10 protein-coding genes are annotated in these 14,361 nt (G+C 73.7%); 5 read left to right on the plus strand and 5 right to left on the minus strand.

The features are described 5' to 3' along the window. Positions 1-24: 24 nt before the first annotated feature. Positions 25-1,455, plus strand: coding sequence for a serine hydrolase domain-containing protein (locus FED44_RS07570; protein WP_187406073.1), 1,431 nt, complete (start codon positions 25-27; stop codon positions 1,453-1,455). 54 nt (positions 1,456-1,509) lie between these two features. On the opposite strand, the gene FED44_RS07575 is transcribed toward FED44_RS07570, so the two are convergent. Genes FED44_RS07575 through FED44_RS07590 form a run of 4 tightly spaced genes read right to left on the minus strand, consistent with a single transcriptional unit; the run spans position 1,510 to position 6,404 of the window. Next, on the minus strand, positions 1,510-2,664 hold the full coding sequence (locus tag FED44_RS07575; RefSeq protein WP_111699776.1) for an LLM class flavin-dependent oxidoreductase: 1,155 nt from the start codon (positions 2,662-2,664) through the stop codon (positions 1,510-1,512). After that, the gene (locus tag FED44_RS07580) at positions 2,661-3,716 is read right to left on the minus strand and encodes an LLM class flavin-dependent oxidoreductase (RefSeq protein WP_111699777.1); all 1,056 of its coding nucleotides are present in this window, start codon (positions 3,714-3,716) and stop codon (positions 2,661-2,663) included. The genes FED44_RS07575 and FED44_RS07580 overlap by 4 nt, the downstream gene beginning before the upstream one ends. 58 nt (positions 3,717-3,774) lie before the next feature. Continuing rightward, a complete protein-coding gene (locus FED44_RS07585; protein WP_138460179.1) occupies positions 3,775-4,962 on the minus strand; it encodes an LLM class flavin-dependent oxidoreductase in 1,188 nt (395 codons plus the stop codon). Further along, positions 4,959-6,404: an NtaA/DmoA family FMN-dependent monooxygenase gene (locus tag FED44_RS07590; RefSeq protein WP_138460180.1), complete on the minus strand. Its 1,446-nt coding sequence runs from the start codon at positions 6,402-6,404 to the stop codon at positions 4,959-4,961. The genes FED44_RS07585 and FED44_RS07590 overlap by 4 nt, the downstream gene beginning before the upstream one ends. Positions 6,405-6,706: 302 nt before the next feature. Here FED44_RS07590 and FED44_RS07595 point away from each other — a divergent pair, with 302 nt between their 5' ends. From FED44_RS07595 to FED44_RS07605, 3 genes are all read left to right on the plus strand, one after another. Then, positions 6,707-10,876, plus strand: a complete 4,170-nt coding sequence (locus tag FED44_RS07595; RefSeq protein ID WP_138460181.1) for a SpoIIE family protein phosphatase — start codon at positions 6,707-6,709, stop codon at positions 10,874-10,876. Continuing rightward, positions 10,876-11,187: an STAS domain-containing protein gene (locus FED44_RS07600; RefSeq protein WP_138460182.1), complete on the plus strand. Its 312-nt coding sequence runs from the start codon at positions 10,876-10,878 to the stop codon at positions 11,185-11,187. Before FED44_RS07595 ends, FED44_RS07600 begins: the two co-directional genes overlap by 1 nt. 284 nt (positions 11,188-11,471) lie before the next feature. Then, on the plus strand, positions 11,472-12,656 hold the full coding sequence (locus tag FED44_RS07605; RefSeq protein WP_208758873.1) for a YncE family protein: 1,185 nt from the start codon (positions 11,472-11,474) through the stop codon (positions 12,654-12,656). A 62-nt stretch (positions 12,657-12,718) separates the two neighbouring features. Here the strand turns inward: FED44_RS07605 and FED44_RS07610 are convergent, their stop codons facing one another. Continuing rightward, positions 12,719-13,285 (minus strand): TetR family transcriptional regulator, encoded by a 567-nt coding sequence (locus FED44_RS07610; RefSeq protein WP_111699782.1) that lies wholly within the window; start codon positions 13,283-13,285, stop codon positions 12,719-12,721. Between the two features lie 119 nt (positions 13,286-13,404). On the opposite strand from FED44_RS07610, the gene FED44_RS07615 reads away from it, so the two are divergent. Further along, positions 13,405-14,340 carry an SDR family oxidoreductase gene (locus FED44_RS07615; protein ID WP_138460183.1) on the plus strand — a complete coding sequence of 312 codons (936 nt, stop codon included), beginning with the start codon at positions 13,405-13,407 and terminating at the stop codon, positions 14,338-14,340. Positions 14,341-14,361 lie beyond the last annotated feature (21 nt).

The following is a 14,361-nucleotide window of genomic DNA, read 5'->3' on the forward strand; positions in this document are numbered from 1 at the left end:
CGGCGGGTTTGTTAGGGTGCGCGGATGCCCTCCCAGCGCACCCTCCTGCCGCGCTCGACCCCGGCCGCCTCGGGGATGTCGTCCCGCGCGGTCGCCGCGCTGCTGGACCGGCTGGAAGCACGATCCGCCGAGTGCCACTCCGTCATGGTCGTGCACCACGGTCACGTCGTCGCCGAAGGCTGGTGGGCGCCGTACTCGGCCGGACGCCCGCACCTTCTCTACTCGCTGACCAAGTCGTTCACCTCGATCGCCGTGGGGCTCGCGATCGCCGACGGGCTGCTCTCGCCGGACGACCGGGTGGTGGACGTGCTGCCCGGCCACGTTCCGGCCGGCATCAGCGAGCAGGCACGCCGCCTCACCGTTCACCACCTGCTGTCCATGACGGCCGGACACCGCACGGACAGCCTCGCCCAGGCCTGGGAACTGGAGCCGGGCGACCTGGTGAAGGGCTTCCTGCGCGTGCCGTTCACCGAAGCCGAGGGAACCCGGCACACCTACGACAACACGACCACCTTCGTCCTGGCCCGGATGGTGGAACGGGTCACGGGCCGCGGCCTCCCGGAACTGCTCGACGAGCGCCTCTTCGGGCCGATGGGCGTGGACCACGCCGAATGGGACCGGGTGGCGAGCGGTGCCGCCTTCGGATTCCACGGACTGCACCTCACGACCGAGGCCGTCGCCGCCTTCGGTGAACTGCTGCTGCGCGGAGGCCTCTGGGGCGACCGGCGGCTCGTCCCGCGCGAATGGGTGGAGCTCGCGACCGGACGGCACGTCGACACTCTGCCGTTCGAGGACGGACCGGGGGACGCCGACTACCTCTGCGGTTACGGTTACCAGTTCTGGATGTCGCGTCACGGATACCACGGTGACGGCTCCTTCGGCCAGCAGTGCGTGGTCGTGCCGTCGCACGATCTCGTGGTCGCCGTGACCGGGGCCCATACGCAGGCGCAGGCGGTGCTCGACGCGATATGGGAGTGCCTGCTCCCCGGCACCGGCCACGCGGGAAGCGCCGGGGACGACGAGATCCTCGCCGACCGGCTGCGGCGGCTGTCACTCGCGCCGGTGCCGGGTGCGGCCGCCCCTGAGCGCTCCGCCGAGGCGAGAATCGACGCCTCCGCCGAGGGTTCGGCTCTGCCCGGCGGAACCACGGTGATCGTCGATCCGGTGGACGGAGGATGGCTCCTGCGATTCGGGTCGTTCCTCGACGTCGAGGCCGGCCACGGCGAATGGCGGGAGAGCTCGCCGCTCGGCCGCCCCGTCGTCGCGACCGGCGCCTGGCAGGGCGACACGTTCGTCGCCGACCTCTACGTCATCACCACCCCGCACCGGGTCCGGCTGGTGGTCGACGCCGGCGCGGGGACGGCGGTGGCGACGTGGAACATCGTGCCCCTGACCAGCCCCGATCTGGTGACGCATCTGCGGTCGCCGCTGATGACGCGGCCCGACGTGGCGTAGGAGGCGCCGGCCGGGCTCGACGTCACCGATGGCCGCGGCCGGCGACCCCGGTGCTCAGACGCCGGCGTCCGCCCACGCCTCGGCGAGCAGGTCCTGGGAGCGGACGCGGTCGGCGTGGTCGTGCGTGATCGTGGTCACCAGGAGCTCGTCCGCGCCGGTCGCCTCCTTCAGCACGCGCAGCCCCTCCACCACCTTCTCGGGGGTGCCCGCGAACCGGGTGTCCACCCGGTCCGCGACGAGTGCCCGGTCCTCCTCGCTCCACTCGTGCGCGTACGCCTCCTCGGGAGAGGGGTACCGGACGGCGCCCCCGCCGGACCGGATGCTGCGCACCCACAGCCCGTACGGCTCGCCCGCGCGGCGGGCCTCCTCCTCGGTGGGCGCGACCAGGACGTCGGCGGACACCATGACGTGCGGCTCGGGATAGTCCCGGGACGGCTTGAAGGCGTCGCGGTAGGCCTCGACCGCCTCCAGCACGGTGGCCGGGCTCACGTGGTAGTTCGCGGCGAAGGGCAGCCCGCGCTCGGCCGCGACCTGCGCGCTCTGGCCGCCGCTGCTGCCCAGGACCCACAGCTCCACCTCGGCGCCCTCCCCGGGCTGGGCGTGCGCCTCGTGCCCCTCGTCGGACCGGTAGCGGCCGGCGAGCAGCGCGATGATCTCGTCGACCTGGACGGCGAAGTCGGGCGTCTGCGCGCCGGGCTGCTGCAGCAGCGCGCCGGCCAGGGCGAACAGCGGGTGCTTGGCGAGCGCGGCGAACGAGAACGGAGGCGGGATCAGCAGTCCCCGGACCGTCCGCGCCCCCGGGGCGGGCGGGTCGGTGGGCCGAGGATCGGCGGGCTGGGGCGCGGCCGGCGGGGTGGTGAGCAGCTCCCGGGCGCGCTGGCCGGAGCGGCCGAGGCCCAGGTCGATGCGGCCGGGATGCAGCGCGTCCAGGGTGCCGAACTGCTCCACCACGGTGAGCGGGGTCTGGTGGCCGAGCTGGACCGCGCCGGAGCCGACCCGGATGCGGCGGGTGGCCGCGGCCACCGCGCCGATCAGGACCGCGGGCGCGGAGCTCGCCACGCCGGGGGTGAGGTGGTGCTCGGCCAGCCAGTAGCGGTGATATCCGGCGTCCTCCGCCCGGCGGGCGAGGTCGACGGTGTTGCGCAGGGCGTCCCGCGCGGTGGCTCCTGAGGAGATCGGAGCGAGGTCGAGGATGGACAGGCGGGTCATGCGGGTCCTCCGGTGGGGAAAGGCCTGCTGGGGATCTCCGCACGCAGGACGGGAGCGATCTCGCTCTGGAACAGTTCGAGCGACGCCCGGTGCTGCGCGCCGGTCAGCCCGTCGGCCTCCGCCTGCACGTGCAACACCTCGTGGCCGAGCCGCTCGTGGTAGCGGTGCACCTTGTCGATGATCTGCTGGGGGCTGCCGACGAGGATGGAGCTGCGTTCGACGGCGTCCTCCAGCGTGTGGAACACCGGGTCGAGCCCCCGCTTCTCCAGGAACGCCACCCGGGCGTCGAAGATCGGCCGGTAGGTCTCGACGGCGTCCTGCGATCTCGGCGTGGCGTAGTAGCCAGCGCTGCCCGCTCCCACCAGCGCGCCGGCCGGGTCGTGGCCGTAGTGCTCCCACCGCTCCCGGTAGTACCGCACCAGTTCCGCGTACGGCTCGACGGGATTGGTGACGTTGGCGGAGAAGAGGGGGTCGCCGTATCGGGCGGCGAGGTCCACCGACTCCCTGCTGGTGGCGCTGCCGTGCCAGACCCGCACCGGCCGCTGGAGCGGCCGGGGGAGCACCTCGGCCTCGGCCAGGGGCGGCCGGAAACGGCCCGACCAGGTCACCCGGTCCTCCCGCCAGAGCCGCCGGAAGAGCTCGTAGCCCTCGCGGTTGCGGTCCCACTGGTCCTCGCCGGTGACGTGGAACAGCTCCGCCTGGGCGGTGCCGTTGCCCTTGCCGATCATCAGCTCCAGGCGCCCGCCGGACAGGTGGTCAAGGGTCGAGTAGTCCTCGAACGCCCGCACGGGGTCGAGGAGGCTGAGCGTGGTCACCGCGGTGAACAACCTGATCCGGCGGGTCAGCGCCGCGACGTGGCTCAGCACCACGGGCGGGGACGAGGACAGGAACGGCCGCTCGTGCCGTTCCCCGAAGGCGAAGCCGTCGAAGCCCAGTTCCTCGGCGAGCACCGCGCTCGCCACGATCTCGCGGAAGCGCTCCGTCGGAGACCTGAGCTCGCCGGTCAGCGGATGCGGCAGGTGGAACCCGAGCGTCATGGCCAGGAACTTCACGCCCGGACCACCTCCCCGCCCGCGAGCCGCGCAGGGCCGCCCGGAGCGGTGACGCCGCTCACGACGCCGTCGCGTAGCGGTTGGCGGGGCGCGGCAGGCCGAGCCGCCCGCGCAGGTCCCCGGTGTCGTACGCGGTGCGGAACGCGCCCGCCGCCCGCAGTTCGGGCACCAGGCCCCTGGTGATCGCCACCAGGTCGCGGGGCAGCTCGCCCGGCCGGAGGCGGAATCCGTCCAGCCCCGCCTCCCGCCAGCTCAGCAGCAGGCGGGCGAGCGCCTCCGGGGTGCCGGTGAAGATGTGGGCGTCCGAGGCGAACTCGCCCCCGTCGAGGTCGTCGAGCCGCGCCTTCCGGTCGGCCGCGCCGCCGGTCTCCAGGAAGACCACCAGGTCCGCGAAGATCTTCAACGGCGGCCCGGCCCGGCCGGTCGCGGCCTCCGCGGCGCGCACCTGCTCGACGATCGCGGAGGCGTCCTCCCGGTCCCGCGGCGTGACGTACACGACGTCGGAGGCCCGGGCGGCGAACTCGTACGGCTGCCTGTCGTGGGCGAGGGAGGTGACCAGCGGCTGCCCCTGCGGCGGGCGCGGCGTGATCGAGGGGCCCTTCACGCTGAACCAGGCGCCGCGGAAGTCGATGTAGTGCAGCTTGTCGCGGTCGACGAACCGGCCGGTCGCGACGTCCCTGATCTCGGCGTCGTCCTCCCAGCTGTCCCACAGGCGGCGGACCACCTCCACCGCGTCGGCGGCCTCGCCGAGCAGGTCCGCCACGTGCCGGGTGAAGGCGGGATCGGCGCGGTCGGAGAAGTCCAGCGGAGGCAGGACCCGGCGGCCGAAGTGCGCGGCGTGGTCGGGGCGGCCCGAGACCTGGGGCCGCCAGCCGGCCCGGCCGCCGCTGATGTGATCGAGGGAGGCGATGCCGATCGCGACGTGGAACGGCTCGGTGTGGGTCGTGCCGGTGGCCGGCACGAGGCCGATCCGCGAGGTCAACGGTGCGACGGCGGAGGCGATCAGCACCGCGTCGAGCCGTCCGCGCACCTGGTCGAGCCGCTCGTCGGGTTCGTTCAGGCGGGTCGACTGCAGGCCGAGCGCGTCTTCGAAGGTGACGAAGTCGAGCAGACCGCGCTCGGCCTCCGCGGCGAGGTCCGCCCAGTAGGCGAGGGTGAACAGCCGGTCCGGTCGCGCGCCCTCGGCCCGCCAGGCGGCCGGGTGCCAGCCGGCCCCGTCCAGTGCGACGGCGAGGTGCAGGGTCATCGGTTCTCCTTCGTACGGGGGGCCGGCACGGGGGCGGCCGGGTCGCGGAGGGGCAGGTCGCGGAGGGCGGAGTCACGGGTGCCCAGGTCACGGAGGGCGGAGTCACCGGAGGCCGGGTCGCGCGGGGCGAGGCCGAGGTGGTCGCGGAGGGTGGGCCCGGTGTATTCGGTCCGGAAGACGCCCTTCTCCTGCAGCAGCGGGACGACCTTGTCGACCAGGTCGTCCAGCCCGCCCGGGGTCAGGTGGGGCACGAAGATGAAGCCGTCGGCGGCGTCGGTCTGCACGAAGTGGTCGATCTCGTCGGCGACCGCGCGCGGCGTGCCGATGAAGGTCTGCGGCGAGGAGACCTCGATGGCGAGCTCCCGGATCGACAGGTTCTTCTCCTCGGCGAGGGCGCGCCACTTGGCCACCACCTCGCCGCGGTCACGGCGGAAGGCCGCGTGCCCCCTGGTCACGCCCTCCTCCAGGTCGGGCTCGATGTCGGGCAGCGGGCCGTCCGGGTCGTACGCCGACAGGTCGCGCCCCCAGACGGCCTCCAGGAAGTAGATCGCGGTCTGCGGGCCGACCTGCGCGCGGCGGATCTCGGCGGCCCGTTCCGCCGCCTCCGCGTCGGTGTCGCCGAGCACGTACGTCACCGCGGGGAGGATCTTCAGGTCCTCCGGCCGCCGGCCGTACGCGGCGAGCCGGCGCTTGACGTCCCGGTAGAAGGCGCGGCCCTCCTCCAGCCTGCTGTGCCTGCTGAAGATCACGTCGGCCGAGGACGCGGCGAACTCGCGGCCCTCGTCGGAGTCACCGGCCTGGATGATCACCGGGTGGCCCTGCGGGCCCCTGGGTACGTTGAACAGCCCCGAGATGTCGAAGTGCCGGCCCTGGTGCCGGAAGGCGGTGACGCCGCCGGGCCGCAGGAACCGCCCCGCCTCCGGGTCCGCGGCCACCGCGTCGGGGGCCCAGGAGTCCCAAAGCTCCCTGGCGGTCTCCAGGAACTCCTTCGCCCGGCTGTACCGGTCGGACTCGTCCAGGAAGCCGCCGCGGCGGAAGTTCTCGCCGGTGAAGGCGTCGAAGCTGGTCACCACGTTCCACGCGGCCCGGCCGCCGCTCAGATGGTCGAGCGACGCCAGCCTCCTGGCCACCTCGTACGGTTCGTTGAAGGTGGAGTTCACCGTCGCGGCCAGTCCCAGGTGGGTGGTGACGGCGGCCAGCGCGGCGAGGACGGTCAGGGACTCCGGACGGCCCACGACGTCAAGGTCGTGGATGCGGCCCTTCGCCTCGCGCAGCCGCAGTCCCTCCGCCAGGAAGAAGAAGTCGAACTTGCCCCGTTCGGCGGTCCGGGCCAGGTGGCGGAACGACTCGAAGTCGATCTGGCTGCCCGACGCGGGATCGGACCAGACGGTCGTGTTGTTCACGCCCGGGAAGTGCGCGGCGAGATGGATCTGCTTGGTCATCGGGCGCTCCAAGTGATGGAAACCTAGTAACACAGTAGGGATTAAGGGTTTTTGCGTCAATCGTCACCGTCGAACTGATGGGGGGAGCGGGGCCTCGCCGGCCGCGAACGGCGTCCCGGCCGTCCGGAAAGAGACCCCGGTTGGCCTCTTGACGGGCGGTTGACCTATCCTCTCCGTCACGTCATCGAACTGCTCCGGGGTTGGGCGGCCATGAGACGCGGTGACGGACGCGGCGACCGCGACCGGGCGAGCAGTGGCCGGGCGAGCAGCGGCCGGGCCGGCGCTAACGAAGGGGTGGCGTAGTGGCGCTCAGTGACGACGCCGAGCCGGTGACGGCGACCGGCGCCGACGTGTTCACCGCCGACGAGGAGATCGGCCGGGACCTCGCGAAGGTGGACTGGCGGGCGACCCCCCTCGGGCCGCCGGACGAGTGGCCGCAGAGCCTGCGGACCGCGGTGAGCATCCTGCTGTCGTCCCGGTTCTCCATGTGGATGGCGTGGGGCCCGGAGCTCACCTTCTTCTGCAACGCCGCCTACCGCCGTGACACCCTGGGGCGCAAGTACCCGTGGGCGCTGGGCCGGCCGGCCCACGAGGTGTGGGCGGAGATCTGGGACGACATCGGTCCCCGGATCGGCACCGTGCTCGCCACGGGGCAGGCCACCTGGGACGAGGCGCTGCTGCTGTTCCTCGAGCGGTCCGGATATCCGGAGGAGAGCTACCACACGTTCTCCTACAGCCCGCTGCGCGACGACTCCGGCGCCGTTGTCGGCATGTTGTGCGTCGTCAGCGAGGAGACCGAGCGGGTCGTCGGCGAGCGCCGCATGGCCACCCTGCGCGACCTCGGCTCCGACCCCAGAGTGGTCCGCACCGAGCAGGAGATGCTGGCCTTCACCTGCCGGCAGCTCGGCCACAACCGGCACGACCTCCCGTTCACGCTGACCTATCTCTTCCAGGAGGACGGCGGCGCGCGGCTGGCCGGAGTGACCGGCATCTCCGCCGGGCACCCGGCCGCCCCCCTGACCCTGCCGGCCCGCGACCCGGACGGGACGGTGTGGCCGATGGCGGCGCCGGCTCGGGGGGAGTCGGTGCTCGTGGAGCTCGACGCCGCCGGGTTCGCCGGCCTGCCGTCCGGTGGCTGGCCGGAGCCGCCCACCCAGGCGCTGCTGGTGCCGCTGCTCCAGCAGGGCAGCGCGCCGTACGGGTTCCTGGTGGCCGCGCTCAACCGGTACCGGCTCCTCGACGAGGGCTACCGGGGGTTCCTGGAACTGGCCGCCGGGCACGTCGCCGCGGGCATCGCGAGCGCCCGCAGCTACCAGGCGCAGCAGCGGCGGGCCGAGGAGCTGGCCGAGCTCGACCGGGCGAAGACCGTCTTCTTCTCCAACATCAGCCACGAGTTCCGCACCCCGCTGACCCTGATCATGGGCCCGGTGGAGGAGCTGCGTAACCGCCTGCAGGGAGCCGACCCGCAGGTGCGCGAGGAGCTCGAGGCCATCCGCCGCAACGGGTTGCGGCTGGGCAAGCTCGTCAACACCCTGCTCGACTTCTCCCGCATCGAGGCCGGCCGGATGCAGGCCAGCTACGAGCCCGTCGACCTGGCCGCGGTCACCGCCGAGCTGGCCAGCCTCTTCCGCTCCGCCATCGACAAGGCGGGCCTGGACTTCGAGGTCGACTGCCGTCCCCTGGACGAGCCGGTCTACATCGACCGCGGCATGTGGGAGAAGGTGGTCCTGAACCTGCTCAGCAACGCGCTGAAGTTCACCTTCGAGGGCTCGGTCGGCGTGTCGGTGCGCGGGGAGGACGGCCACGCGGTGGTGACCGTCACCGACACGGGCATCGGGGTCCCGGCCGACGAGGTGTCACGGCTGTTCGAGCGGTTCCACCGCATCGAGAACGCCCGCTCGCGCTCGAACGAGGGCAGCGGCATCGGCCTGGCGCTCGTGCAGGAGCTCGTCGGCCTGCACGGCGGCACCATCGCGGCCGAGAGCGCCGAGGGCGAGGGCACCCGCTTCACCATCCGCCTGCCGTTCGGCGCCGCGCACCTGCCCGCCGAGGCGATCACGACGACCGCCGGCGGCAGCATGGCGTCCGCCACCGCGGACCCCTACGTCCAGGAGGCCCTGCGCTGGCTGCCCGCGGACGACGCCGCCGCGGCGTCCGGCGGGGACACCATGGAGCTGACCGCCCAGGACCCCTCCGCCGCCCGCCCCGCGGGCGCCCCGGCGCGGGTGCTGGTGGCCGACGACAACGCCGACATGCGCGGATACCTCGTCCGTCTCCTCACGGGCGCCGGATACCACGTCGACACCGTCGGTGACGGGCAGGAGGCGCTGGACGCCGTCCGCGCCGAGGTTCCCGACCTCGTGGTGAGCGACGTGATGATGCCCCGCCTGGACGGCCTGGCCCTGGTCGCGGCGCTGCGGGCCGATCCGCGCACCGCGGCCGTCCCCGTGCTGCTGCTGTCGGCGCGGGCCGGCCAGGAGGCGTCGATCGAGGGCCTGCAGGCCGGTGCCGACGACTACCTCGTCAAGCCGTTCGCCGCCGCGGAGCTGCTCGCGCGGGTGCGGGCCAACATGGAGATGGCGCGGCTGCGCCACCACCAGGCCCGCTGGCGCACCGCGCTGGTCGACTCGCTGCAGGAGGCGTTCTTCGTCTGCGACGAGGACGGCGCGGTCGTCGAGATCAACAACGCGTTCGCGGAGATGCTCGGGTACGGCCCCGAGGGACTGCCGTACCGGCCGATCCACCCCTGGTGGCCGGACCGCGAGGTCGACCCCGCCGCCCACCGGCAGGTCGCCGACGCCTTCGCGGGCCTCGTCGGCCCCGGCCAGGGCAGCTACGCCATCCCCGTCACCCACCGGGACGGGCACCGGCTGTGGATCAGCGTCACCTTCAACCAGGCGCAGGACCCCGACACCGGCCGCCAGGTCGTCGTCGGCACCTTCCGCGACGTCACCGCCGAGCACTACGCCATCCAGCGGGAGAGCGCCCTCGCCTCCCTCAGCACGTCCCTGTCCCAGGCCGGGAACCTGTCCGAGGCGCTGTCCGGGGCCCTCGGGGAGCTGCGGACCCTGTGGCGCGCCCGGCACGTGCTGGCCGCGGTCTTCGAGCACGAGGGCGACCCCACCCTGACCGCCACCGACACCTCGCTGCACTGGCGCGCGCTGCCCGCCGGACGCCGCGAGGCGCTCACCGGCCTGCGCGGCCGGCCCCTGCTGACGCCGGTCGCCGACGGCGGCGGAGTCGGCGTGCTGCTGGAGCACCCGGACGGCCCGATGGCGTTGTGGGTCGAGCTGGGCGGCCAGCGGCCCTTCTCCCGGGAGGACGAGCTGCTCCTGTCGCTGCTCGCCGGGCACCTCGCCCAGGGGCTCGTCCGCGCGCACCAGATCGACCAGCAACGCGAGACCGCGATCGCGCTGCAGCGCGCCATCCTCGGCCCCGCCGACCTTCCCGAAGGGTTCGCCGTCCGCTACGAGCCCGCCACCCGTCCCCTGGAGGTCGGCGGCGACTGGTACGACACCATCGCCCTGCCCGGCGGGAACATCGGCATCGTCGTGGGCGACTGCGTCGGGCGCGGCGTGGAGGCCGCCGCCGTCATGGGACAACTGCGCAGCGCGTGCCGCGCGCTGCTCCTGCAGGACGCCAGTCCGGCGCGCACGCTCATGGCCCTGGACCACTTCGCCGCCGGCGTCCCCGGCGCGAAGTGCACCACCGTGTTCTGCGGCGTGCTCGACCCGGAGACGGGGGTGCTGACCTACTCCAGCGCCGGGCACCCGCCGGGCATCCTCGCCCACCCCGACGGCACCACCCGCCTGCTCGAAGACGGCCGGTCGATCCCCCTGGCCGTGCGCCCCGGCGCGGCACGCCCGGAGGGACAGGCGGTCATCCCCGCGCGCGCCACGCTCATGCTCTACACCGACGGCCTGGTCGAGCGCCGCCGCAGCCCGCTGAACGCGGGCATCGACCAGGCCAGCCGGGCCGTGCAGGACGGCCGGGACGCCGCCGTCGACGACCTCGCCACGCAGGTGATGGTGCGGCTTGCTCCCGCCGACGGCTACGACGACGACGTCGCCCTGCTGCTCTACCGCCACCCCGCGCCGCTGGAGATGGCCTTCCCCGCCGAGTCGTCCCAGCTGGCGCCCGTCCGCAGGGCGTTGCGGAGCTGGCTCGCCCAGTGCGACCTGCCGGCCCAGACCGTCCAGAACGTCCTCGTCGCCGCCGGTGAGGCGTGCGCCAACGCCATCGAGCACGGTCACCGCGACGCCCCCGGCGACGTCGTCCGCCTGCGGGCCGAGGCCTTCGTGGACAACCTGCGCCTCGTCGTCGCCGACACCGGCCGCTGGAAGTCCCCCAAGGCCGAGGAGAACACCCACCGCGGGCGCGGTGTCGCCCTCATGCGCGCCATGATGCAGCAGGTCACCATCACGCCCGGCCCGTCGGGCACCATCGTCGACATGCACACGAGGATCGCCTGATGACCACGCCCCTCACCCTCACCTCCGGCCGCCGCGCCGACGGCGCCGCGCTGCTGACGGCCACCGGCGAGATCGACATGAGCAACACCGACGCCCTCGCCGAGGCTCTCGGCAAGATCCCGGGCCCTCTCGTGCTGGACCTGACCGCCGTCGAATACCTCGACAGCGCCGGCCTGAGCGTCCTGTTCGCCCACGCCGACCACATCACCCTCATCGCCAACCCGCTGCTCACCCCCGTCCTGGACATCTCCGGGCTCGCCGGTCTCGCTCCCGTGCACACCGCCGAGCACGAGGTCCCCATCTCGTCGTAGGGGCGGCCGCGCGCAGGTGACCAGGCGCGTCGCGGGCCGGCAAGGCGCCGTTCAAGACCGGGTAAAGCCCCTCCGGGCCACTCCGCGCGGGCGTTAGCGTCGCGCCGACCAGCCGCGCAGCAGCTTCGCCGCCGTCTCTCAGTCGCCGTGCGGCCGCCGCACGCGGCCGGTCGCCGTGACCGTACGGGGGGCCGGGCGCCGCCCCGCCATGTCGGGGGGCATGCGTGACTGGTGCAGGGGTGACCGGTGCGGGGGTGACGCGTGCGGGCGTCCCGGGAGCAGGGGTGACAGGAGCCCGCAGGACCGTCGCGGTGACCGGGGTGCACGCGATCCTCTGGGGGCTCGTCCTCGCCGGTTGCGCGGCCGTGCCGCCCGCGCCCCGAGCCGTGCCGTCCCCTCCGCCGATGTCCCCGTCGTGGACACAGGGGGCGGCGCCGCCGGAGCGGGAGAGACAGGAGCCGGAGGGCCAGGGGCGGGCCGACGTCTACGCGGCCGACCGGCCCGGGATGCTGAGCCCGGTCGTCAGGGGCTTCCGCTCCCTGGTGTACGTGCCCAACAGCGAGAGCGGCACGGTCGACGTCATCGACCCGGAGACGTACCGGATCGTGCGGCACTTCGCCGTCGGGGCGCTTCCGCAGCACGTGGTGCCGTCCTGGGACCTGAAGACCCTGTGGGTGAACAACAACCGGGGCAACACCCTCACCCCCATCGACCCCCGCACCGGCAGACCGGGCCGCCCGGTGCCGGTGGAGGACCCGTACAACCTGTACTTCTCGCCGGACGGCGCCTACGCGCTGGTCATGGCGGAGCGGAACAACCAGCTCGACCTGCGCGACCCGCACAGCATGAAACGGCTTCGCTCGCTGCCGCTGCCCTGCCGCGGCGTCAACCACGGCGACTTCACCGCCGACGGCTCGGTGTTCCTGGCCAGCTGCGAGTTCAGCGGCGACCTCGTCGTCGTCGACTGGCGCGCGCCCAGGCTGATCCGCCGTGTCCACCTCGGCCACATGAGCATGCCGCAGGACGTGAAGCTGTCGCCCGACGGCCGCGTCTTCTACGTCGCCGACATGGAACGGCACGGCGTGTGGCTGGTGGACGCGGCGACGTACCAGGTCGTCCGGTTCATGCCGACCGGCCGGGGCGCGCACGGCCTCTACGCCAGCCGCGACTCGCGCCACCTGTACGTGTCGAACCGCGGCGAGGGATCGGTGTCCGTCGTGTCGTTCGCGAAGCGGAAGGTGGTCGACGTCTGGCGGATCCCCGGCGGCGGCTCGCCGGACATGGGCGGCGTCTCGGCCGACGGCACCAAGCTGTGGCTGAGCGGCCGCTACCACGGGGTCGTCTACGTCTTCGACACCCGGACCGGCAGGGTCGTCCGCACCATCCCCGTCGGCGCCGGGCCGCACGGGCTGTGCGTGTATCCCCAGCCCGGCCGCTACTCGCTCGGCCACACCGGCGTCTTCCGGTGAGCCCGCGCCTCCGGTGAGCCGCCTTTCCGGTGCCCTGCGGCGTCTCCCGCTTCCGCCGGCGCTCACGCGCCCGCGGTGACGGCCCTCAGCTCGTCGAACGACTCCCGCATGAGCCGCGGCAGGTCCGGGCCGCCGGCGTCGCCGGCCCACCGCTCGAACGCGATCTTGAAGACGGCGATGCCCGCCTCCGCCGCCAGGCTCGCGGCCGGCTCGGCCACGCCACGCCCGCGCAACGCCCCGGCGAGGGACGCGGCGAGCGACGCGAGTTTGATCAGTTCGCGTTCCCGCAGCTCCGCGTGCGCGGCGACGACGGCCTGACGCCGCCGCGCGTACTCGCGGCGTTCCTCGAACATGCCGCCCGCGACGTCGAGGGCCGCGGCGATCGCGTCCATCGGCGCCGTCGCCTCGGGCGCGCCGGTGACGGCGTTCACGAGGAGCTCCTCCAGCGCGCGCGAGCCGTGGAACAGCACCTCGCGCTTGTCGGCGAAGTGCCGGAAGAACGTCCGCTCCGTGAGCCCCGCCCGCCTGGCGATCTCCGCGACCGTGGTCTGGTCGAATCCGCGCTCCGCGTAGAGCTCCAGCGCCGACCGCGCCAGCCGGCCACGCGCGTCCGGCTCCCATCGACCCATGCCCTGATCGTAGCGCGATGACAGTCACTGACATCGTGACGTATGCTGACGACAGTGACTGACATCGATTCTCGTGTGCGTCCGTGCGCCGAGGCGGTCACTCGTCGGGAGGTTCTCTCATGCGCGTTTTCGTCACCGGGGCGTCGGGCTGGATCGGCTCCGCCGTCGTGCCCGAGCTCGTCGGCGCGGGTCACCAGGTCACCGGGCTGGCCCGGTCGGACGCCTCGGCCGGCGCCCTCGCCCGGGCCGGTGCGCAGGTGCGTCGCGGCACGCTCGACGATCTCGACATCCTGCGGGCCGGGGCCGCCGAGTCGGACGGCGTGATCCACCTCGCGTTCAAGCACGACATCGCCTTCTCGGGCGGCTTCGAGGAGGCCGCCGACGCGGACCGGCGGGCCGTGGAGGCGCTCGGAGACGCGCTCAAGGGCTCCGGACGGCCGCTGGTGATCGCGTCGGGGACGCTCGGCGTCGCGCCGGGAGGCGTCGCGACCGAACGGGACGGAGCCGGAGGGCGGGGGAACGAGCCGGGCGCCGCCGCGCTTCCGGGCGGCGGCCTCCGGGGGCGGATGGGGACGGCACTGCTGACGCTCTCCCTGGCCTCCCACGGCGTACGGTCGTCGGTCGTGCGCCTTCCTCCGACGGTGCACGGTGAGGGGGACCCCGGCTTCATGGCGGTCCTGGTCGGCATCGCCCGTCAGAAGGGCGTCTCCGGCCACGTCGGCGACGGGTCCAACCGCTGGCCCGCCACGCACCGGCTCGACGCCGCGCACCTGTTCCGCCTGGCGCTGGAGAAGGCCCCGGCGGGGTCGGTGCTGCACGCCGTCGCCGAGGAGGGCGTGCCGATCCGGGCCGTCGCCGAGGTGATCGGCCACCATCTGGACCTGCCGGTGGTCTCGGTCGCCGCGGAGGAGGCGAGCGCGCACTTCGGCTGGCTGGGCGGTGTCGTCGGGGCCGACAGCCCGGCGTCGAGCGCGCTGACCCGCGACCTGCTCGGCTGGCGGCCGGTGCAGCCCGGACTCCTCGACGACCTCGGCAAGGGCCACTACTTCTCCTGACGGCAGGACCGGGCGGGAGAT

Origin of the sequence: Microbispora triticiradicis, assembly GCF_005864065.1 — a bacterium.
GTDB lineage: Bacteria > Actinomycetota > Actinomycetes > Streptosporangiales > Streptosporangiaceae > Microbispora > Microbispora triticiradicis.

What these genes read in the sequence shown, in the direction of transcription:
- FED44_RS07585 (WP_138460179.1), bottom strand. Translation starts at nt 4,962, where the DNA reads ATGACCCTGCACCTCGCCGTCGCACTGGACGGGGCCGGCTGGCACCCG.
- FED44_RS07590 (WP_138460180.1), bottom strand. Translation starts at nt 6,404, where the DNA reads ATGACCAAGCAGATCCATCTCGCCGCGCACTTCCCGGGCGTGAACAAC.
- FED44_RS07615 (WP_138460183.1), top strand. Translation starts at nt 13,405, where the DNA reads ATGCGCGTTTTCGTCACCGGGGCGTCGGGCTGGATCGGCTCCGCCGTC.
- FED44_RS07610 (WP_111699782.1), bottom strand. Translation starts at nt 13,285, where the DNA reads ATGGGTCGATGGGAGCCGGACGCGCGTGGCCGGCTGGCGCGGTCGGCG.
- FED44_RS07570 (WP_187406073.1), top strand. Translation starts at nt 25, where the DNA reads ATGCCCTCCCAGCGCACCCTCCTGCCGCGCTCGACCCCGGCCGCCTCG.
- FED44_RS07600 (WP_138460182.1), top strand. Translation starts at nt 10,876, where the DNA reads ATGACCACGCCCCTCACCCTCACCTCCGGCCGCCGCGCCGACGGCGCC.
- FED44_RS07575 (WP_111699776.1), bottom strand. Translation starts at nt 2,664, where the DNA reads ATGACCCGCCTGTCCATCCTCGACCTCGCTCCGATCTCCTCAGGAGCC.